The sequence below is a fragment of the Streptomyces sp. NPDC091972 genome, from assembly GCF_044756385.1.
GTDB lineage: Bacteria > Actinomycetota > Actinomycetes > Streptomycetales > Streptomycetaceae > Streptomyces.
The window spans coordinates 514,436-532,926 of sequence record NZ_JBIVSV010000003.1; the positions used below are offsets into that span (position 1 = coordinate 514,436).

Genomic DNA, 18,491 nt, shown 5'->3' on the forward strand with positions numbered 1-18,491 from the left:
GGCGTCTGCTGTTCAGCATGACCCGGGGACGGCCGGTCATGCCCTGCCAGGGCCGACACGGATTTCACAGCGCTCTTCCGGGGGGTGGGGGGGTGGGGGGCACGAAGCCGTGATCTCGCGCTCGACGACCCCCGGCGTGCTCTCCTCTTCACGCATCCGCGCGACAGGTCGCGCTAGCCGTCGAGCATCTTCGCCAACACCTCGCGCTGGAGCGGCAGTACCTCGGAGTGCAGGTCACGGCCCTTGCGGGTGAGGGACACCCACACGCCCCGCCGGTCCTCAGCGCACACGGACCGCTCCACCAGGCCGTCCTTCTCCAGACGGCCGATCAGGCGGGAGAGTGCGCTCTGGCTCAGATGCACCCGTCCGACGAGGTTCTGCACCCGGCACTGGTCGCCCTCCCGGGGCGACTCGGTGGCGAGGATGTCGAGCACCTCGAAATCACTCGCGCCCAGGCCGTGCGGGTGCAGCACGCGGTCGATCTCGCACATCGTGCGCGCGTGCACCGACAGGATGTCCCGCCACTGCTCCTCGAGGCCGGTTCCGACCGTGTTCGCCGCCATACATGCACGGTAACACCGTTCCGGCCGGTTGTTGCCTGTGCAACTAGTGCGTGTGCAAGGAAAGGTCAGGCCTGCGGGTCCTGGGTGATCCCCACCAGGTTGCCGTCGGCGTCCTTGACGAAGGCGATCAGCTTGCCGCCGCCCACGTCCTGGACGTCCTGGAGCGTCTCCGCCCCGGCCGCCACCAGCGCCGCGAGCGTGGCGCGGATGTCGTCGACGTGCCAGTAGGGAACCGGGCCGGTCATGCCCCTGGCGTGCCCGTTCGGGTCCAGTCCGACGTCCTGCCCCGCGTCCTTGAAGCCGACGTAGTAGGGCTCGTCGGCATACGGCTCCACGCCCAGCAGCGCGCCGAACAGGGCCTTCGCGGCGGCCAGGTCCTTGACCGGGTAGATGATCGTCTTCAGGCCGGCAGTCATGGTGTGCTCCTCCGTGTGATGTCCCCGACGATCCGCGTCGGTGATTTCACGCTAGGCCGGGGGAGGGGAGGGACGCTTCTCCGATCCTGATCGGTGCGGTGCCGTGCGGTGCGGTGCGGTGGCGTGGTGGTGCGGCGGGATGGGATCGGCGTGCTGCCGCCCGTACGGGGCAGGTCCGCTGCCCGGGTCATCCGAGCTGCGCGAACGGACCGACGCTGGGCCGGACGGGATCAGCGGTCCGTCCTCTCCGGTCGACGTCGGTGGTGCCTGGACGCGGCTCGACGAGCAGCGTGAGCGCACCGCCGACGGGCAGGGCCGACTGCCGCGCCTCCCTCGACTTCCGCCATAACGGCGTTGTCGGCGGAGGCGCTGCCGCCGAAGCCTCGACTACCGCTCCCTGCCGGGGGGCGGCACCGACTGTCCTGTGGCGCGCGCCGCCGACCTGCCTTGAACTCCCGGCTCAGGTCGCCCCGCTCCGCACCAGCCCCTCGGCAAGTTCGCCGTGCAGGCACCTCACGCATCCAGCCGCCGACCGGTTCGCCGGACACGGTGAACCCTCCGACAGCGACCGGCCCGACCTGGACGCGGGCTCAGGACCACCCCGCTCGGCCTTGAGCCTGGCGTCTTGCGCCGCCTGCCGTCAAAGAGCCCTGTGCCGCCTGCCGTCAAAGAGCCCCCCCCGCGCCCCGCCCCCCGCTCAGGTCGACTCCCGCCGCACCAGTTCCGTCGGCAAGATCACCGCCGCCGGGTCCTCGCCGCCCAGTTGGGCCAGGAGCAGTCGGACCATCTCGGCGCTGATGCGGTCGTAGGGCTGGCGGATGGTGGTGAGCGGTGGGGTGGCCTCCGTGGCCGCGATGGAGTCGTCGAAGCCGCCCACGGCCACGTCCTCGGGGATCCGGCGCTCCGCCCGGCGCAGGGCGGTCAGGGCGCCGAGGGCCATGAGGTCGGAGGCGACGAACACGGCGTCCAGGTCGGGGGCCTGGGCGAGCAGCCGTTCGGCGCCGGCCTCCCCGGCGGCCCGGCTGTAGTCGCCGGAGACGACGAGCCGCTCGTCGATCTCGATGCCGGACTCCGTGAGGACCTCCTTGTAGCCGGCGAGCCGGTCGACCCCGCCGGGCGAGTCCGGCGGGCCGGTCACGATGCCGATCCGGCGCCGGCCCAGCGACAGCAGGTGGCGGACCATGTCGCGGGCGCCGTCGCGGTCGTCCGCGGCCACGTAGCTCACCTTCGAGCCGGGCCGCATGGGCTTGCCGCACTGGACCACGGGCACACCCGCCTTGTGCAGCTCCTCGGCCACGGGGTCGGCGGAGTGGCTGGTCACCAGGAGGACACCGTCGAGGTGGCCCGCCGTGATGAACCGCTTGATGCGGCGCCGCTCGTCCTCGGTTCCCGCCAGCATCAGCAGCAGCGGGATGTCGTGGGCGGCCAGTGCCTGGGTGCAGCCGCGCAGCAGCACGTTGAAGTTGGGGTCCTCGAAGAACCGCTCCTGGGGCTCCGTGAGCAGGAAGCCGACCGAGTCGGAGCGGCCGGTGATCAGTGAGCGGGCGTGCCGGTTGACGACGTACCCGGTCTTGCGGATGGCGGCGTTGACCGCCTCCAGGGCGGGCGGGCTGACGTAGTGTCCGCCGTTGAGCACACGCGAGACGGTGCCCCGCGAGACCCCGGCCTCGCGGGCCACGTCGTGGATCGTCGGCGGTCTACGCCGGCCCCCCGCATTGTTCATGGTCAAGACTCTAAGGCCCTGGGGGGGCGGGAGAGGGCGCCCGTACGGCGGCACGGCACCGAGGGGATGCGGGCGAACTGGGATCGTGCACAGGGAGGGCGCGTCGCCAGGCCCTTGGCAAGGGGCGCCTTCGTGCGGTTATCTTGGGCCGCACACGTCTGGAACCGTGTGTGCACGTTCCCATACCACTCGAAACGGGAGAGACCATGCCGGAGATCACCCCCAGGGGCCTCACCGGGCTCGCCTTCGGCGGGGACTACAACCCGGAGCAGTGGCCCGAGAGCGTCTGGGACGAGGACGTCCGGCTGATGCGCGAGGCCGGCGTCACCATGGTCAGCGTCGGGATCTTCTCCTGGGCGCTCCTGGAGCCGGAGCCGGGCGTGTACGACTTCGGGTGGCTGGACCGGGTCCTCGACCTCCTGCACGAGAACGGCGTCCGCGTCGACCTCGGTACGCCCACGGTCGTCCCGCCCGCCTGGTTCTACCGCGCTCACCCCGACGCCCTGCCCATGACGGCCGACGGCAACCGGCTCGCGTTCGGCTCCCGAGGGGCCATCTGCCACAGCAACAGCGCCTACCGCGCGGCCGCCGCGAACATCACCACCCGGCTCGCCGAGCGCTACGCCGACCACCCGGCCCTCGCGATGTGGCACGTGCACAACGAGTACGGCGTCCCCGTGTCCGCCTGCTACTGCGACTCCTGCGCCGCCCACTTCCGCCGCTGGCTCGAGACGACGTACGGCGGGGTCGAGGGCGTCAACGAGGCCTGGGGGACCGCCTTCTGGGGCCAGCACTACACGAGCCTCGCGCAGATCGACCCGCCGCGCACCGCGGCCACCGTCGGCAACCCCGGCCAGGCGCTGGACTACAAGCGGTTCGCCGACGCCACCATGCGCGAGAACTTCGTGGCCGAGCGGGACATCCTGCACCGGCTCTCCCCGGGCGTCCCGGTCACCACCAACTTCATGACCGCGCTCAGCCAGTGCGACTCCGTCGACTACTGGGCCTGGGGCCGCGAGGTCGACATCGTCACCAACGACCACTACCTGATCACCGACGGCCGCCGCACCCACGTCAACCTCGCGATGGCCGCCGACCTCACCCGCTCGGTCGCGGGCGGCGCCCCCTGGATCCTCCTGGAGCACTCCACCTCCGGCGTCAACTGGCAGCCCCGCAACCCCGCCAAGGCCCCCGGCCAGATGGCCCGCAACTCCCTCGCGCACGTGGCCCGCGGCTCCGAGGGCGCCATGTTCTTCCAGTGGCGCCAGTCCCGGCGCGGCGCCGAGAAGTTCCACTCGGCGATGGTCCCGCACGGCGGCACCGACACCCGCGTCTGGCGCGAGGTCGTCGAACTGGGCGCCTGCCTCGACTCGTTGAGCTCGATCCGCGGCACCCGCACCCGGGCGGACGTGGCGGTGCTGTGGGACTGGCACTCCTGGTGGGCGCAGAACCTCGACTGGCGCCCCAGCGCGGACCACGACGCGCGCGAGCGCGCCGACTCCTTCTACGAGGCCCTCTACGACCGCCACCTCACGGTCGACTTCGCGCACCCGGAAGCCGACTTGTCGGCTTATCCCCTTGTCGTCGTCCCCGCCCTTTACCTCATGACGGAGGCCGCCGGGACCAACCTCAGGGAGTACGTCGAGAACGGCGGAACCCTCGTCGTGTCGTACTTCTCCGGCATCGTCGACGAGCACGACGCCGTCCACCCGGGCGCCTACCCGGGCGCGCTCAGGGACGTCCTCGGCCTGACCGTCGAGGAGTTCTCGCCGCTGCTGCCGGACCAGTCGGTGCGTATCACCGGGCCGGACGGCTCCGAGCTCACCGGCGACGTGTGGACCGAGTTCGTGGTGCCGCGCGGGGCCGACACCGTGTGGACGTACGCGGACGGCCTGGCCGCCGGCCGTCCGGCCGTCACCCGGCACCGGCACGGCGCGGGCACCGCCTGGTACGTCTCCACGCGCCTGGCCGCCCAGGGCCTCGACGCGCTGCTCGGCTGGGCCGCCGAGGACGCACAGCTCCCCGCGCGCGCCGACCTGCCCCACGATGTCGAGGTGGTCCGGCGGGACGGGGAGACCGGCTCCTACGTCTTCGTGGTCAACCACGCCGCGTCGGAGGCCAAGGTGCCCCTGGACGCGGCGGGCACCGAACTGCTGACCGGCGAACGTGCCGCGGGCCGCCTCGCCGTCCCCGCGGGCGCCGTCCGGGTCGTACGGCTCGACGGCTGAACCGACTCCCCTCCGCCCGCGAGACCACGAGCCGCGGGCGGAGGGGGCCCCAACTCCCCCTGGGCCGCGCACTTTTGCCCGTTGGCCGCCGTGTCGCCGAACGGCGCTCCGCCACCGAGGAGCACGATCTCGGACAAGCTCGGCGACTCGGGGACAGGGCGGCTTCGACTGCGGGACAGTGGACAGACGCAGAAGGAGGGGCGGAGGGGACGAGATGCTGAGGACTCCGGCCGACCACGGGCGCCTGGACATCCTGGAGTGGCTGAAGGACCCGGCCGCGCACTTCCCGGCGCAGCGGCACGGCGATCCCGCCCAGGACGGAGTCACCGCCGACGCGGTCGCGGGCAAACTCGGCGTCCCGCGCTCGGTCGCGGAGACCCACCTGGGCCTCCTCGTGGACATCGGCCTGCTGCGCACCAGGAGGATCCGGTGGCGCACGTACTACCGTCGCGACGAGATGCGCATCGCCGAGGTGGCGCGCATGTTCGAGAAGGGCTGGTAGCGATCCACGCCGGAAGGGCAGGCACCCGATGGACCGTCCCACCGCACTGACGCCCCGCCACTACGTCGCGATCGGCGGCCACGGTCCCGAGGACGTCGTCGCCGACGCCCGCGGCCGGGTGCTCACCGGAGTGGCGGACGGACGCATCCTGCGCGTCGACGGACTGACCGAACCGCTCGCCGCCCGGGTCGAGGTGCTCGCCGACACCGGCGGCCGCCCACTCGGTCTCGAACTCCTCCCGGACGAGACCCTGTTGGTGTGCGACGCGGAACGCGGACTGCTGGGCGTCGACCTCGCCGACGGCACCGTGCGGGTGATCGCCGACGAGGTGGCGGGGGAGCCGCTGCGGTTCGCCAGCAATGTGGTCGCCCTGTCCGACGGCAGCGTGTACTTCACCGTCTCCAGCCGCCGTTACCCCCTCGACCACTGGATCGGCGACATCGTCGAGGACACCGGGACCGGCCGCCTGCTGCGCCTGGCACCCGGCGACGACACCCCCGAGGTCCTGCTGGAGGGGCTCCGGTTCGCCAACGGCCTGGCCGTGAGCGCCGACGAATCCTTCCTGGTCGTGGCCGAGACCGGGGCCCGCCGGCTCACCCGCTACCGGCTCGACGGACCGCGGGCCGGGCGCGCCGAACCCCACACCGAGAACCTCCCCGGCATGCCCGACAACATCTGGCGCGGCGGACCCGACGGGCCCGTCTGGGTCTCGCTGGCCGGCCCCCGCATCCCCCCGCTCGACCTCCTGCACCGCGCCGCGGCGCCCGTCCGCCGAGCCGCCGCCCGCGTCGCCGTGCACGCCCCCTACCGGCCCACGGGCGGCATCGGTGTCCTCGCCGTCGACGACACCGGCGAGATCGTCCACCACCTCGCCCGCCGCGGGTCCCGCTTCCGCATGGTCACCAGCGTCTGCGAGGCCTCCGGCCACCTGGTCCTCGGCAGCCTCTGGGAGCGCGGCATCGCGCTGTGCGAGCCGCCCGCCGCGAAGTGACCCCTGGGAGCGCGGCATCGCGCTGTGCGAGCCGCCCGCCGCGAAGTGACCCCGGTCGCGCCCCGGCGTTACGCTGGTCCCCGGTCGCGATCACCCTCGCGGCACGGCGGTGGGGCCCGCCGTACCCGAACCGCGGCGAAGGCGCCGCCAACGGTCCCTACTTGCGATGGAGCGCGCCCGTGCACCCGGGCCCCGGCGAGTAGGAGAGACACGACCATGACAGCCCCCCAGAGTGTGCGTGCCCCCGCCGGACCCGCGCGTCCGTCCCTGTGGCGCGGCCAGGCACCCGTGGTCGCCGTGGTCGCGCTCGGCGGCGCCCTGGGCGCGACGGCCCGGTACGCGCTCGCCCTCCACTGGCCCACCCCGCCCGGCGGATTCCCCTGGGCGACCTTCTGGACCAACGTCGTCGGCTGCGCGGTCATCGGGGTGTTCATGGCCGTCATCACGGACATGCGGGCCGTCCACCGCCTGGTCCGGCCCTTCTTCGGCACCGGGGTCCTGGGCGGCTTCACCACCTTCTCGACCTACGCCGTCGACATCCAGACACTCGTGGACCACGGACGGGCCGGCACGGGCCTGGCCTATCTCGCCGCGACCCTGCTCGCGGCCCTCACCGCGGTGTGGCTGGCGTCCACGGCGACCCGCCGCGTCCTGAAGCGGAGGCAGCCATGACGAGGCTGACCGGGAGCGCCCTGCGCCTGACCGTCCACATCGGCGAGAACGACACCTGGCACCACAAGCCCCTCTACGCCGAGATCGTGCACCGCGCCCACGCCGCGGGGCTCGCCGGGGCCAGTGTCTTCCGCGGCGTCGAGGGCTTCGGCGCGTCCTCCCTGATCCACACCTCCCGGCTGCTGTCCCTCAGCGAGGACCTGCCGGTGGCCGTCGTCATCGTCGACACGGAGTCACGCGTACGGGAGTTCCTGCCGCAGCTCGACGAACTCGTCACCGAGGGCCTGGTGACCCTCGAGGACTGCGAGGTCATCCGGTACGTGGGCCGCGACGGGAACCAGGACATAGCGGACGCGAAGGGTAAGAAGTCGTTGTGAACTGGCTGCTGGTCGTCATGGGTGCCATGGTCGGCGCACCGCTGCGCTACCTCACCGACCGCGCGGTGCAGTCCCGCCACGACTCGGTCTTCCCCTGGGGCACCTTCGCCGTCAACGTCACGGGCTGTCTGGTCCTCGGCCTGCTCACCGGCGCCGCCGCCGCCGGGGCGGCCGGATCCCACCTCCGGCTTCTCCTGGGCACCGGCCTGTGCGGGGCCCTGACGACGTACTCGACCTTCTCCTACGAGACCCTCCGGCTCGCCGGGACCGGGGCACGCCTGTACGCCGTGGCCAACGTGGCCGCCAGTGTGGTGGCCGGACTCGGGGCGGCCTTCGCGGGAGTGGCGCTGGCGCAGGCGGTGTGGACGTAAGCCTCGACGCTTGTCCGCGTGTAGTAAGACTGTGCCCTCCGCACCTGCCTTCCCCTGAGAAGAACTGGATCCCATGAGCGTCATCAGCGTCGGTCAGGCCGTCGTCCTCGGAGCCGTCGAGGGAGTGACCGAGTTCCTCCCCGTCTCCTCCACCGGCCATCTGAAGATCGTCGAGGGGCTGATGAACATCCCCGTCGACGACGACGCCGTCGTCGGGTTCTCGGCCGTCATCCAGGTCGGCGCCATCGCCGCCGTGCTCGTGTACTTCTTCAAGGACATCGTGCGGATCGTCTCGGCGTGGGGGAGAGGGCTCGTCCACAAGGAGGAGCGCTACCACCACGACTACAAGTTCGCCTGGTGGGTGATCGCCGCGACCGTCCCGATCGTCGTCGTCGGGCTCGCCGCCAAGCCGCTCATCGAGGGGCCGCTCGCCTCCCTGTGGGTGGTCGCGGGCTCCCTGATCGCCGGCAGCGGTGTGATGTGGGCGGCGGACCAGATGGGCCGGCACAAGCGCGGTGAGGACGACACCTCGTTCAAGGACGCGATGCTGGTCGGCAGCTCGCAGATCCTGGCCCTGCTGTTCCCCGGCTTCTCCCGCTCCGGAGCCACCATGTCCACGGCCCTGATCCTGGACCTCGACCGGGTGGCCGCCACCCGCCTCTCCTTCTTCCTCGGCATCCCGGCCCTCACCGGCGCCGGCATCTACGAGCTCAAGGACGCCCTGGGCGCGGGCGTCGGCGCGGCCCCGCTGGCCGCCGGCACGGCCGTCTCCTTCGTCGTGGCCTACGCCTCCATCGCCTGGCTGCTGAAGTTCGTCGCCAAGCACTCCTTCAACGCCTTCGTCATCTACCGGATCGTCGTGGGCCTGCTGCTCTTCGGCCTCCTGGCCACGGGGACGCTTTCGAGCTGACCCGCCACCGCCGGCCGCCATGGGGGTGCGAGGCGGCTCCCGCACCTCGCACCCCGTAGCCCCGGCCCCTTGACAGCACCCTCCCGCCGCCCGGAGTATCACTCCCGTGAACCTGTCAGACAGCCGGACAGCCAGTCAGCCGCCGAGGCGTGTCAGCGCCATGGAGGCGGTGCTGGCGCACCTGCGCGGCGCCATCGAGCGCGGGGAGTACGCCATCGGCGACAAGCTCCCCTCCGAGGCGGAGCTCTGCCGCACCCTGGAGATCAGCCGGCCCGTGCTGCGCGAGGCCCTCAGGGCCCTCCAGACCATGGGCCTGACCGTCTCCAAGACCGGCAAGGGCACCTTCGTGGTGGCCAACGCGGTGGAGGACCCCACCTTCGGCGACTACGCGGCCAGCGACCTGCTGGAGGTGCGCCGCCACGTCGAGATCCCGGTCGCCGGGTACGCGGCCCGGCGCCGCACCCCGGAGAACCTGGACCACCTGGCCCACCTCCTGGACCGGATGGAACGCGAGACCGACACCACGGCCTGGGTCGCCATGGACACGCTCTTCCACCTCGCCGTGGCCGAGGCCGCCCAGAACCCGGTCTTCCGCCGGGTCATCGAGGAGATCCGGGACGCACTGGCGCGTCAGTCGGCCTTCCTCAACGAACTGGGCGGCCGCCGGGAGCAGTCCAACCGCGAGCACCGCGCGATCGTCGAGGCGCTGATCGACGGTTCCGAGCACGACGCGGTGGAGGCGATGTCCCACCACCTCGACCGCGTCGAGACCACCCTCACCGACATCGTGCGTTCCCCGCGCACGGACAGTTCCACGGAAGGCGGATCAGAGGCGTGAGCGAGCAGTCCCTGCACGATGGGGTGCAGAAACGTTCCGGCCATGTCGACGCCGGAGACGACGGCTACAGCAAGTCCCTCAAGTCCCGGCACGTCAACATGATCGCCATCGGCGGCGCGATCGGCACCGGTCTCTTCCTCGGCGCCGGCGGCCGCCTCGCCGACGCCGGCCCCTCCCTGTTCATCGCCTACGCGGTCTGCGGCGTCTTCGCCTTCCTCGTCGTCCGCGCCCTCGGCGAACTCGTCCTGTACCGCCCGTCCTCCGGGGCCTTCGTGTCGTACGCCCGGGAGTTCCTCGGCGAGAAGGGCGCCTACGCCGCCGGCTGGATGTACTTCCTCAACTGGGCCACCACCGGAATCGCCGACATCACCGCCGTCGCGCTCTACACCCACTACTGGGGCATGTTCTCCGACATCCCCCAGTGGGTGATCGCCCTGATCGCGCTCGCCGTCGTCCTCACCGTCAACCTCATCTCGGTGAAGATGTTCGGCGAGCTGGAGTTCTGGTTCGCCATCATCAAGGTGGGCGCGCTCGTGGCGTTCATGCTGATCGGCCTCTTCCTGCTGGCCACCCAGCACCCGATCGACGGCCACCACCCCGGCCCGGCACTGATCACCGGCAACGGCGGCGTCTTCCCCAACGGCCTGCTCCCGATGCTGCTGATCATCCAGGGCGTCGTCTTCGCCTACGCCTCCGTCGAACTGGTCGGCGTCGCCGCGGGCGAGACCGAGAACCCCGAGAAGATCATGCCCAAGGCGATCAACTCGATCATGTGGCGCGTCGGCCTCTTCTACGTCGGCTCCGTCCTCCTGCTGTCGATGCTGCTGCCCTGGAACAAGTACACGGGCGGCGAGAGCCCCTTCGTGACCGTCCTGTCCAACATCGGCATCCCGGCGGCCGGCGGCGTGATGAACCTCGTCGTCCTCACCGCGGCCATGTCCTCGCTCAACTCCGGCCTCTACTCCACAGGGCGCATCCTGCGCTCGATGGCGGTGTCCGGCTCGGCGCCCAGGTTCACGGGCGTGATGAGCCGCAGCCGGGTCCCCTACGGCGGCATCCTGCTCACCAGCGGCGTCTGCGTCCTCGGCGTCGGCCTCAACTACGTCGTCCCCGCCGACGCGTTCGAGATCGTGCTGAACTTCGCCGCCCTCGGCATCCTCGCCACCTGGGGCATGATCATGGTCTGTCACCTGCTCTTCTGGCAGCGGACCGAGAAGGGCGACCTGACCCGCCCCGGCTACCGAATGCCGGGCTCCCCCTGGACCGAACTCGTGACGCTGGCCTTCCTCGCCTCCGTCCTGGTCCTCATGTACGCCGACGGCGGCGCGGGGCGCACCACCGTGCTGTGCCTCCCGCTGATCGTCGCGGCCCTGGTCGCCGGATGGTTCGCCGTCCGCGGCCGGGTCTCCCGCACCTCCACCGAGAACGAACCGACCGGCGCGTGACAGCCCGCGCGCGTCCCCAGCCCGAACCGACCGGCACGCACGCGTGACCCGCGTGGCGTCCCCGGAGAAGCAGGAAGTGATGTACAGCAGTTCCGTCGCGGCCGCACCCCTGGTCCGTGAGCCCCTCCACGCCCCCGTCGCCCACCTCATCCGCGGCGGGCTGATCGAGGGCACCCACTACGGTTCCGTCGTCGTCCTGGACGGCGACGGGAACGTCCGCTTCCAACTCGGCGACATCGAGGCCGCGTTCTATCCGCGGTCCGCGCTCAAGCCGGTCCAGGCCGTCGCCATGGTCCGGGCCGGGCTGCCCCTCGACGGAGAGCTCCTCTCGCTCGCCGCGGCCAGCCACTCCGGCGAGGAACGCCACCTCGCCGGAACCCGGCGGATTCTGGAGCTGGCGGGCCTCTCGGAGGACACCCTGCGCAATGTCCCCGACATGCCGTTCGGCCCGGCCGTACGGGACACCTGGATCCGGGACGGGCGCGGACCGTCCCGGCTCGCCCAGAACTGCTCCGGCAAGCACGCGGCGATGCTGTACACGTGCGTGCTCAACGACTGGCCGCTGGAGGGCTACCTCGACCCCGGGCACCCGCTCCAGCAGGCGATCGCCGAGATCGTCGAGGACCTCACCGGACAGCGGATCGCGCGCGTGACCGTCGACGGCTGCGGTGCGCCCCTGTTCTCCGTCTCGCTGCACGGCCTCGCCCGCGCCGCCGCACGGATCACCTCGGCGGCCCCCGGTACGCCGGAGGCCCGGGTCGCCGACGCGATGCGTGCGCATGCGGAGATGGCGTCCGGGGCGGGGCGGGACGTGGCCGAGCTGATGAAGGCCGTGCCGGGGCTGCTCGCCAAGGACGGCTTCGAGGGCGTGCAGGTCGCCGCGCTGCCCGACGGTCGGGCCGTCGCCGTCAAGATCTCCGACGGGGCGGACCGGGCGCGGGTGCCGGTCGCCGCGGCGGCGCTCGCGTGGGCCGGGGTCTCGCCGGATCTGCTCACGCGGTTCCAGGGCGAGGCGCTGCTCGGGGGTGGTGTCGAGGTCGGGCGTGTGCGGCCCGTTCGTTCGCTGGAGCCCCTTGCCGTGCCTGCCTGCGCCTAGAAGCAGCCGGAATCCCGCGCAGGGCGACTGCGGGCCGGTGTGGCTCGTCGCGCAGTTCCCCGCGCCCCTCAAAGCACTCACCTGAGCCCCTCTCGGAAGAAGGACACCCTCATGACCGCCGCCGTCAGTCGCCGTGAGCACGATCTGCTGGGTGACCGGGATGTTCCCGCGGACGCCTACTGGGGTGTGCACACCCTGCGGGCCACCGAGAACTTCCCCATCACCGGCACCCCGATCTCCACCTATCCCCACCTGGTCGAGGCGCTGGCCGCCGTCAAGGAGGCCGCCGCACTGGCCAACGAGGAGCTGGGGCTGCTGGAGGCGAGGAAGGCGGCCGCGATCGTCGAGGCCTGCCGTGAGATCCGGGACGGGAAGCTGCACGACCAGTTCGTGGTCGACGTGATCCAGGGCGGGGCCGGCACCTCCACGAACATGAACGCCAACGAGGTGATCGCCAACCGGGCGTTGGAACTGCTGGGGCACCGGAAGGGGCAGTACTCGTTCCTGCACCCCAACGAGGACGTCAACCTGGGGCAGTCGACCAACGACGTCTACCCGACCGCCGTCAAGATAGCGACGGTCTACGCGGTGCGTGGACTGCTGAAGGCGATGGCTGTACTTCAGGACTCCTTCGCCCGCAAGGCCGTCGAGTTCCGCGATGTGCTCAAGATGGGCCGTACACAGTTGCAGGACGCGGTGCCCATGACGCTGGGTCAAGAGTTCTCCGCGTACGCGGTCATGATGGGCGAGGACCGGTCCCGTCTTGACGAGGCCGTCGAGTTGATCCATGAGATCAACCTCGGAGCCACGGCCATCGGGACCGGACTCAATGCTCCTGCCGGGTACGCCGAGTCGGCCCGCCGCCACCTCGCCGCCATCACCGGGCTGCCGCTGGTCACCGCCGCCAACCTGGTCGAGGCCACCCAGGACTGCGGCGCGTTCGTCCAGATGTCCGGCGTGCTGAAGCGGATCGCGGTCAAGCTGAGCAAGACCTGCAACGATCTGCGGCTGCTGTCGTCGGGGCCGCGGGCCGGTCTCGGGGAGATCAACCTGCCGCCCGTGCAGGCCGGTTCGTCGATCATGCCCGGCAAGGTCAATCCGGTGATCCCCGAGGTCGTCAACCAGGTCGCCTTCGAGGTGATCGGCAACGACGTCACCATCACCATGGCCGCCGAGGCCGGACAGCTCCAGCTCAACGCCTTCGAGCCGGTCATCCTGCACTCCCTGTCGGAGTCGATCACCCACCTGCGGGCGGCCTGTCTGACGCTGGCCGAGCGCTGCGTGGAGGGCGTCACCGCCAACACCGAGGCACTGCGCCGGACGGTGGAGAACTCCATCGGCCTGGTCACCGCCCTCAACCCGCACATCGGGTACACGGCCGCCACCGACATCGCCAAGGAAGCCCTCGCCACCGGCCGCGGGGTGGCCGAACTCGTCCTGGAGAAGGGCCTGTTGCCCGCCGAGACGCTCACCGAACTCCTGCGCCCGGAGATCCTCGCGGGCAGCGGCTCCCCCCTGGCCTGACGGCCCCACCCGGGAGGACACGCGCCAGGACCGGCCCGCAGGCACAATGGTGATCATGGCAACGACGTCGTCGCTCACCTTCCAGCCGGTCCTGGAGCGCATCGCCGAGGAGATCGGCCGCACTCCGGGCCGCGGCCGCGCCGCCGACTACATCCCGGCGCTCGCCGCCTGCGACCCGCGCAGCTTCGGCATGGCCGTCGCGGAGCTGGACGGCACGGTGTACGGCGTGGGGGACTGGCGCGAGCCCTTCTCCACCCAGTCCATCACCAAGGTCTTCACCCTCGCCCTCGACCTGGCCCGCGAGGGCGACGAACTCTGGGAGCACGTGGGCCGCGAACCCTCCGGCAACCCCTTCAACTCGCTGGTGCAGCTCGAGTACGAGAACGGCATCCCGCGCAACCCGTTCATCAACGCGGGCGCCCTCGTCGTCACCGACCGCCTCCAGACCCGTACCGGGGACGCGGCGGGCGAGCTCCTGTCGTTCCTGCGCGCGGAGAGCGGCAACCCGGGCCTGGACTTCGACGAGGAGGTGGCCGCCTCCGAGGCCTCCCACGGCGACCGCAACGCCGCCCTGGCCCACTTCATGGCCGCCTACGGCAACATCGACAACGACATCCCGGTCCTGCTCGACCAGTACTTCCGTCAGTGCTCGGTCCGGGCGTCCTGCGCCGACCTGGCCCTCGCCACCGGTTTCCTGGCCCGGCACGGCATCCGCGCCGACGACAGCCGCCTGCTCACCCGCAGCCAGGCCAAGCAGGTCAACGCGATCATGCTCACCTGCGGCACGTACGACGCGGCCGGCGACTTCGCCTACCGGGTCGGGCTGCCCGGCAAGAGCGGAGTGGGCGGCGGGATCATCGCGGTCGTGCCGGGCCGCTGCACGCTCTGCGTGTGGAGTCCGGGCCTGGACGAGCGCGGCAACTCGGTGGCGGGGGTGGCGGCGCTGGACAGGTTCACGACGCTGACGGGCCTCTCCGTGTTCTGAGCCGGGGCGCGACCGTTCCGAGACGGGCGCGCGACCGACCACGCACCCGTCACGGACCGGTCGCCGCCGCGTCGTCTTCCGGCCACCCACGACTGCCACGCTGCCGACGTGCCGGTCAACGTCCCCGTCGATCTCCGCCGCTGCCAGGTCCTCGGTCTGGTCGGCACCGCCTTCCTAGCCGCCGGTGGTGAGACAGCGGGCGCCCTCCCCGTCCGCGAACTCCTCGCCCCCGCCTCGCCCCGGGCGGCCCTCGGCCTGGTCGGCGCCTACTTCGGCCTCGTCCTGCTGATCGCGGCCTGGCTGCTCCTCGGCCGCCTGGTGCGCGCCCCGGACGAGCGGCCCGGTCCGCGCGAGCTCATGGCCGTCCTCGTCGTCTGGTCGCTCCCGCTGCTGCTCGCCCCGCCCCTGTTCAGCCGGGACGTCTACAGCTACCTCGCCCAGGGCGCCATGGCCGACGCCCACATGGACGTCTACGCCCACGGACCCGCCCTGCTCGGCGGCCCCCTCGCCGCCGAGGTCGCCCCCATGTGGCGCGACACGGCGGCCCCGTACGGTCCGGTGTTCGTGGGGGTGGCCTCCGCGCTGGCCAAGGCGTCCCGCGGTGAACTCCCCGCCGGACTGCTCGGGATGCGTCTCGTCGCCCTGCTCGGCGTGGCCCTGATGGCGGCCGTCCTGCCCCGGCTGGCCCGCCACAGCGGCGCCGACCCGGTCGCGGCGCTCTGGCTCGGAGCCCTCAACCCGCTCGTGCTGCTCCACCTGGTCGCGGGCGCCCACAACGACGCGGTCATGCTCGGTCTGCTCGGCCTCGGCCTGGTCGCCGCCCTCGGCCGCCGGCCGCTCCTGGGCGCGGTGCTCGTGACGCTCGCCGCCCTCGTCAAGGTGCCCGCCGTCCTGGGACTCGCCGCGATCGTCGTGCTCCGCGTCCGGGCCGGCGACCGACCGGCGAGAGCCGTCCTCACGGTCCTCGCCTCGGCCGCCGCGACCACCGTCGCCGCGACAGCCGTCACGGGCACCGGCTACGGCTGGATCGGCGCCCTCGACACCCCGGTGTCGTCCGGGAACTGGGCACTCACCAGTCTCCTCGGCGGCGCCACCGAAACCCTGCTGGAGCGCCTAGGCAGCGACCTGGCCCCGCTCGCCGTCCCGGCCTGGCACGCGCTCGGCGTGACGGCCGCCCTGGCCCTCATCGGCCACATATGGCTGCGGCTGCGCCCCCGACCCGTCTACGCCCTCGGCCTGAGCCTGGCCGTCGTCGCCGCCCTCGGCCCGGCGATCCGGCCCTGGTACGCCCTGTGGGGCCTGTTCCTCATAGCGGCCGCCGCTCCCAGCGCCTCCGTACGGCACCGGGTGGCCGCCGTGACGGGTGTGCTCGCGCTCGCCACCCTCCCGAGCGGCGGCCCGGCCGACGCCGGGCAACTCGTCCTCGCCGTCTCCGGGGGCGTGCTCGCCCTGGTGGTGCTCGTCCAGGCGCATCAGACGGTCCGGGCCCCCGCGACGGGACGCCCGGCATGAGGGCGCCGGGCACGGACCGCGGCCGGCTGCTGACGGCCCTCGCCGCCGTCGCCGCCGTCACCGTCTTCACGGCGACCGTGCCGCTCCTGCGCGACTGGTTCGACCTGCGCGTCTACCACGGAGCCGTCGACTCCTGGGTCCACCACGGCGGCCGGCTCTACGACTACCGGGTGCCGGGGACGGCGTACGGCTTCACCTACCCGCCGTTCGCGGCCGTCGCCATGGCGCCGATGGCCCTGCTGGGCCTGCGCCCCGCGATCGCGGTCGGCCTGCTGCTGAACCTGGGGGCGCTGGCCGTGGTCGTGCGGCTGCTCACCGGCCGGGCCTGGCGGCGCTACGGCTGGTACGGCTGCGTCCTGGGCGCCTGCGTGCTCGCGCTGTTCGAGCCGCTGCGCGACACCTTCAGCTTCGGCCAGGTCAACCTTCTGCTGCTGGCCCTGGTCCTGGTCGACGCGCGGCTGCTGGCCACCGGCCGGGAGCGGTGGGCCGGTGCCGGGATCGGACTGGCCGCCGCGGTGAAGCTCACGCCGGCCCTCTTCATCGGCCTGCTCCTCGTCGCCCGGCGATGGCGGGCGGCGGCGGTCGCCACGGTGGTGTCCCTGGCGGCGACGGGGTTCGCGGCCGTCGCGGCGCCGGACGCCTCGCGGTTCTACTGGACCGACGCGATGTGGGACACGTCCCGGGTGGGCCGCCTGGACTACGTCTCGAACCAGTCCCTGCAGGGCGTCCTGGCCCGGCTCGGGGAGACGGACCGCGCGGTGTGGGCGGTGGCCGTGCTGCTGACCCTGGGCGTGTGGGCCGTACGGGCCCGGCGGGCCACGGTGGCCGGCGACTGGGCGGCCGCGTTCGCGCTGACCGGGCTGACCGCCTGCCTGGTCAGCCCGATCACCTGGGTGCACCACCTCGTGTGGCTGCTGCCGTCCTTCGCCGTTCTCGTGCGCGCAGGGCACCCGCGGATCGCGGGCGCCCTGTACGCCGTGCTGTGCACCAGCGTGGTCTGGCTGTGGTTCGACGACGCGTCCGGCGTCGACGGCCTCCTCGGCGCCAACACGTACACGTGGATCACGCTCGGGCTGCTCCTGTGGCTGCCGGCCGGTCAGTCGCGCGCCGACCGCCCGAACCGGGCCCGCAGCGCCAACGCCATCGAGCCCGCACCGAGTCCGGCGGCGCCCAGGACGGCCCAGGTCTCCAGCCAGCCGGGCCCCTTGTGCTCCGGTGACACCGGCGCCGCTGCCGCGACCGGCGTGGCCTCGGGCCCCGGCTGCGGCTTCGCCCGGAGCGCGTCCAGCGAGCCCACCGGCTCCACCCGCCCGGCCGCGCCGAACCCCCAGTCCAGCAGCGCGCGCGCCTCCTCGTAGACCGCGAAGCCGCCGCCCGACTGAGGGTTCATCACCGTCACGACGAGCGTCCGGTCGCCCCGGCGGGCGGCGGCCACGAGTGTGTTGCCCGCGTGGCTCGTGTAGCCGTTCTTGATCCCGATCAGCCCGTAGTAGGGCTCCACGCCGTCGGCGCCGGTCAGCAGCCGGTTGGTGTTGCGGATCCCGTACCGCCATCCGCCCCGGCCGGGGAAGGTGGCCTCGGCGGTGCCGCAGTACCGCGCGAAGTCCGCGTTGCGCAGCCCCGCCCGGCCGAAGACCGCGAGGTCGTACGCCGAGGAGACCTGGCCCGGGGTGTCGTAGCCGTCGGGGGAGCGCACCTGGGTGTCCAGGGCACCCAGGGCGCGCGCCTTGGCCTGCATCCGGGCGGCCGTCGTGGTCCAGCCGCCGCTGAGCCCGGCCAGGACGTGCACGGCGTCGTTGCCGGAGTTGAGGAAGACCCCGCGCCACAGGTCGGCCACCCGGTAGGTCCGTCCCTCGGCGACGCCGACGAGACTGCTGCCGGGCCCGATGTCCGCGAGTTCGCTCTCGGCGACCGTGTGCCGGAGCCCGCCGGGCAGCACCGGCAGCACGGTCAGGGCGAACAGGGTCTTGAGCGTGCTTGCGGGCGGCAGCCGGCGGTGGGCGTCGTGTGCCGCGAGGACCTCCCCGCTGTCGGCGTCGGCCACCACCCACGACAGGGCGGACACGTCGGGGACCCGGGGCGCGCCCCGGTGCGGCCGGACCTGGACGCCGGAGCGGTACAGCAGGGCGGGCGACGCGGCGGCGGCCGGTGGCGCGCCGGGGTCGGAGCCCGTGTGCGCGGCCGCCGTCGCGGGGGCGGACACCAGCAGTCCCGTCATGCACAGGGCGCAGACCGAGACGGCAACCCGGGAGGGAAATCCGATAGTCATACCGCAAAGCTAGGAACGGACGGGCCGTGCACCGTGCTGCCCGGGCCGTGCGGGACGCGTGAGCACCCA

17 protein-coding genes and 1 pseudogene are annotated in these 18,491 nt (G+C 72.4%); 14 read left to right on the forward strand and 4 right to left on the reverse strand.

What is annotated here, in order from left to right; translation table 11 throughout:
- Nucleotides 1–173 precede the first annotated feature (173 nt).
- The 3 genes from ACIQJT_RS11410 to ACIQJT_RS11420 all read right to left on the reverse strand — a co-directional run bounded on the left by ACIQJT_RS11410 (nt 174) and on the right by ACIQJT_RS11420 (nt 2,708).
- A complete protein-coding gene (locus ACIQJT_RS11410; protein WP_365449144.1) occupies nt 174–563 on the reverse strand; it encodes a MarR family transcriptional regulator in 390 nt (129 codons plus the stop codon).
- 65 nt (nt 564–628) lie between these two features.
- Nucleotides 629–979, reverse strand: coding sequence for a VOC family protein (locus tag ACIQJT_RS11415; RefSeq protein WP_020138451.1), 351 nt, complete (start codon nt 977–979; stop codon nt 629–631).
- Between the two features lie 697 nt (nt 980–1,676).
- Entirely contained in the window at nt 1,677–2,708 is a 1,032-nt protein-coding gene (locus ACIQJT_RS11420; RefSeq protein ID WP_402642207.1) for a LacI family DNA-binding transcriptional regulator, read from the reverse strand.
- A gap of 200 nt (nt 2,709–2,908) precedes the next feature.
- On the opposite strand from ACIQJT_RS11420, the gene ACIQJT_RS11425 reads away from it, so the two are divergent.
- The 14 genes from ACIQJT_RS11425 to ACIQJT_RS11490 all read left to right on the forward strand — a co-directional run bounded on the left by ACIQJT_RS11425 (nt 2,909) and on the right by ACIQJT_RS11490 (nt 17,511).
- Entirely contained in the window at nt 2,909–4,930 is a 2,022-nt protein-coding gene (locus ACIQJT_RS11425) for a beta-galactosidase (RefSeq protein WP_402642210.1), read from the forward strand.
- Nucleotides 4,931–5,144: 214 nt separating this feature from the next.
- Entirely contained in the window at nt 5,145–5,432 is a 288-nt protein-coding gene (locus ACIQJT_RS11430; protein WP_402642213.1) for an ArsR/SmtB family transcription factor, read from the forward strand.
- A 28-nt stretch (nt 5,433–5,460) separates the two neighbouring features.
- On the forward strand, nt 5,461–6,423 hold the full coding sequence (locus tag ACIQJT_RS11435) for an SMP-30/gluconolactonase/LRE family protein (RefSeq protein WP_402642215.1): 963 nt from the start codon (nt 5,461–5,463) through the stop codon (nt 6,421–6,423).
- Nucleotides 6,424–6,639: 216 nt separating this feature from the next.
- Nucleotides 6,640–7,095 carry a fluoride efflux transporter CrcB gene (gene crcB, locus ACIQJT_RS11440; protein WP_402642217.1) on the forward strand — a complete coding sequence of 152 codons (456 nt, stop codon included), beginning with the start codon at nt 6,640–6,642 and terminating at the stop codon, nt 7,093–7,095.
- Nucleotides 7,092–7,472 (forward strand): DUF190 domain-containing protein, encoded by a 381-nt coding sequence (locus ACIQJT_RS11445; protein ID WP_365449156.1) that lies wholly within the window; start codon nt 7,092–7,094, stop codon nt 7,470–7,472. The genes crcB (ACIQJT_RS11440) and ACIQJT_RS11445 overlap by 4 nt, the downstream gene beginning before the upstream one ends.
- Complete coding sequence (crcB, locus tag ACIQJT_RS11450; protein WP_365449158.1) at nt 7,469–7,843, forward strand: fluoride efflux transporter CrcB; 375 nt, start codon at nt 7,469–7,471, stop codon at nt 7,841–7,843. The genes ACIQJT_RS11445 and crcB (ACIQJT_RS11450) overlap by 4 nt, the downstream gene beginning before the upstream one ends.
- Nucleotides 7,844–7,916: 73 nt before the next feature.
- Entirely contained in the window at nt 7,917–8,753 is an 837-nt protein-coding gene (locus ACIQJT_RS11455; RefSeq protein ID WP_402642221.1) for an undecaprenyl-diphosphate phosphatase, read from the forward strand.
- A gap of 160 nt (nt 8,754–8,913) precedes the next feature.
- Nucleotides 8,914–9,591 carry a FadR/GntR family transcriptional regulator gene (locus tag ACIQJT_RS11460; RefSeq protein WP_053846680.1) on the forward strand — a complete coding sequence of 226 codons (678 nt, stop codon included), beginning with the start codon at nt 8,914–8,916 and terminating at the stop codon, nt 9,589–9,591.
- Entirely contained in the window at nt 9,588–11,036 is a 1,449-nt protein-coding gene (locus ACIQJT_RS11465) for an amino acid permease (RefSeq protein ID WP_402642223.1), read from the forward strand. Before ACIQJT_RS11460 ends, ACIQJT_RS11465 begins: the two co-directional genes overlap by 4 nt.
- A gap of 79 nt (nt 11,037–11,115) precedes the next feature.
- Complete coding sequence (locus tag ACIQJT_RS11470; RefSeq protein WP_365449164.1) at nt 11,116–12,132, forward strand: asparaginase; 1,017 nt, start codon at nt 11,116–11,118, stop codon at nt 12,130–12,132.
- A gap of 111 nt (nt 12,133–12,243) precedes the next feature.
- Nucleotides 12,244–13,656, forward strand: coding sequence for an aspartate ammonia-lyase (aspA, locus tag ACIQJT_RS11475; RefSeq protein WP_365449166.1), 1,413 nt, complete (start codon nt 12,244–12,246; stop codon nt 13,654–13,656).
- A gap of 46 nt (nt 13,657–13,702) precedes the next feature.
- A complete protein-coding gene (locus tag ACIQJT_RS11480) occupies nt 13,703–14,641 on the forward strand; it encodes a glutaminase (protein WP_365449168.1) in 939 nt (312 codons plus the stop codon).
- Nucleotides 14,642–14,749: 108 nt separating this feature from the next.
- Nucleotides 14,750–16,153 (forward strand): polyprenol phosphomannose-dependent alpha 1,6 mannosyltransferase MptB, encoded by a 1,404-nt coding sequence (mptB, locus tag ACIQJT_RS11485; protein ID WP_402642228.1) that lies wholly within the window; start codon nt 14,750–14,752, stop codon nt 16,151–16,153.
- Nucleotides 16,150–17,511 (forward strand): glycosyltransferase 87 family protein, encoded by a 1,362-nt coding sequence (locus ACIQJT_RS11490; protein WP_402642230.1) that lies wholly within the window; start codon nt 16,150–16,152, stop codon nt 17,509–17,511. The genes mptB and ACIQJT_RS11490 overlap by 4 nt, the downstream gene beginning before the upstream one ends.
- 83 nt (nt 17,512–17,594) lie before the next feature.
- On the opposite strand, the pseudogene ACIQJT_RS11495 reads toward ACIQJT_RS11490, so the two are convergent.
- Nucleotides 17,595–18,422 (reverse strand): annotated as a pseudogene (locus ACIQJT_RS11495) (D-alanyl-D-alanine carboxypeptidase family protein); the annotation flags it as partial.
- Between the last annotated feature and the right edge of the window lie 69 nt (nt 18,423–18,491).

Excerpts from the sequence above, each read along its gene's own strand:
- ACIQJT_RS11410 (WP_365449144.1), bottom strand. The coding sequence starts at position 563 with ATGGCGGCGAACACGGTCGGAACCGGCCTCGAGGAGCAGTGGCGGGAC.
- ACIQJT_RS11415 (WP_020138451.1), bottom strand. The coding sequence starts at position 979 with ATGACTGCCGGCCTGAAGACGATCATCTACCCGGTCAAGGACCTGGCC.
- ACIQJT_RS11425 (WP_402642210.1), top strand. The coding sequence starts at position 2,909 with ATGCCGGAGATCACCCCCAGGGGCCTCACCGGGCTCGCCTTCGGCGGG.
- ACIQJT_RS11430 (WP_402642213.1), top strand. The coding sequence starts at position 5,145 with ATGCTGAGGACTCCGGCCGACCACGGGCGCCTGGACATCCTGGAGTGG.
- ACIQJT_RS11435 (WP_402642215.1), top strand. The coding sequence starts at position 5,461 with ATGGACCGTCCCACCGCACTGACGCCCCGCCACTACGTCGCGATCGGC.
- crcB (WP_402642217.1), top strand. The coding sequence starts at position 6,640 with ATGACAGCCCCCCAGAGTGTGCGTGCCCCCGCCGGACCCGCGCGTCCG.
- ACIQJT_RS11445 (WP_365449156.1), top strand. The coding sequence starts at position 7,092 with ATGACGAGGCTGACCGGGAGCGCCCTGCGCCTGACCGTCCACATCGGC.
- ACIQJT_RS11455 (WP_402642221.1), top strand. The coding sequence starts at position 7,917 with ATGAGCGTCATCAGCGTCGGTCAGGCCGTCGTCCTCGGAGCCGTCGAG.
- ACIQJT_RS11460 (WP_053846680.1), top strand. The coding sequence starts at position 8,914 with ATGGAGGCGGTGCTGGCGCACCTGCGCGGCGCCATCGAGCGCGGGGAG.
- ACIQJT_RS11470 (WP_365449164.1), top strand. The coding sequence starts at position 11,116 with ATGTACAGCAGTTCCGTCGCGGCCGCACCCCTGGTCCGTGAGCCCCTC.
- aspA (WP_365449166.1), top strand. The coding sequence starts at position 12,244 with ATGACCGCCGCCGTCAGTCGCCGTGAGCACGATCTGCTGGGTGACCGG.
- ACIQJT_RS11480 (WP_365449168.1), top strand. The coding sequence starts at position 13,703 with ATGGTGATCATGGCAACGACGTCGTCGCTCACCTTCCAGCCGGTCCTG.
- ACIQJT_RS11490 (WP_402642230.1), top strand. The coding sequence starts at position 16,150 with ATGAGGGCGCCGGGCACGGACCGCGGCCGGCTGCTGACGGCCCTCGCC.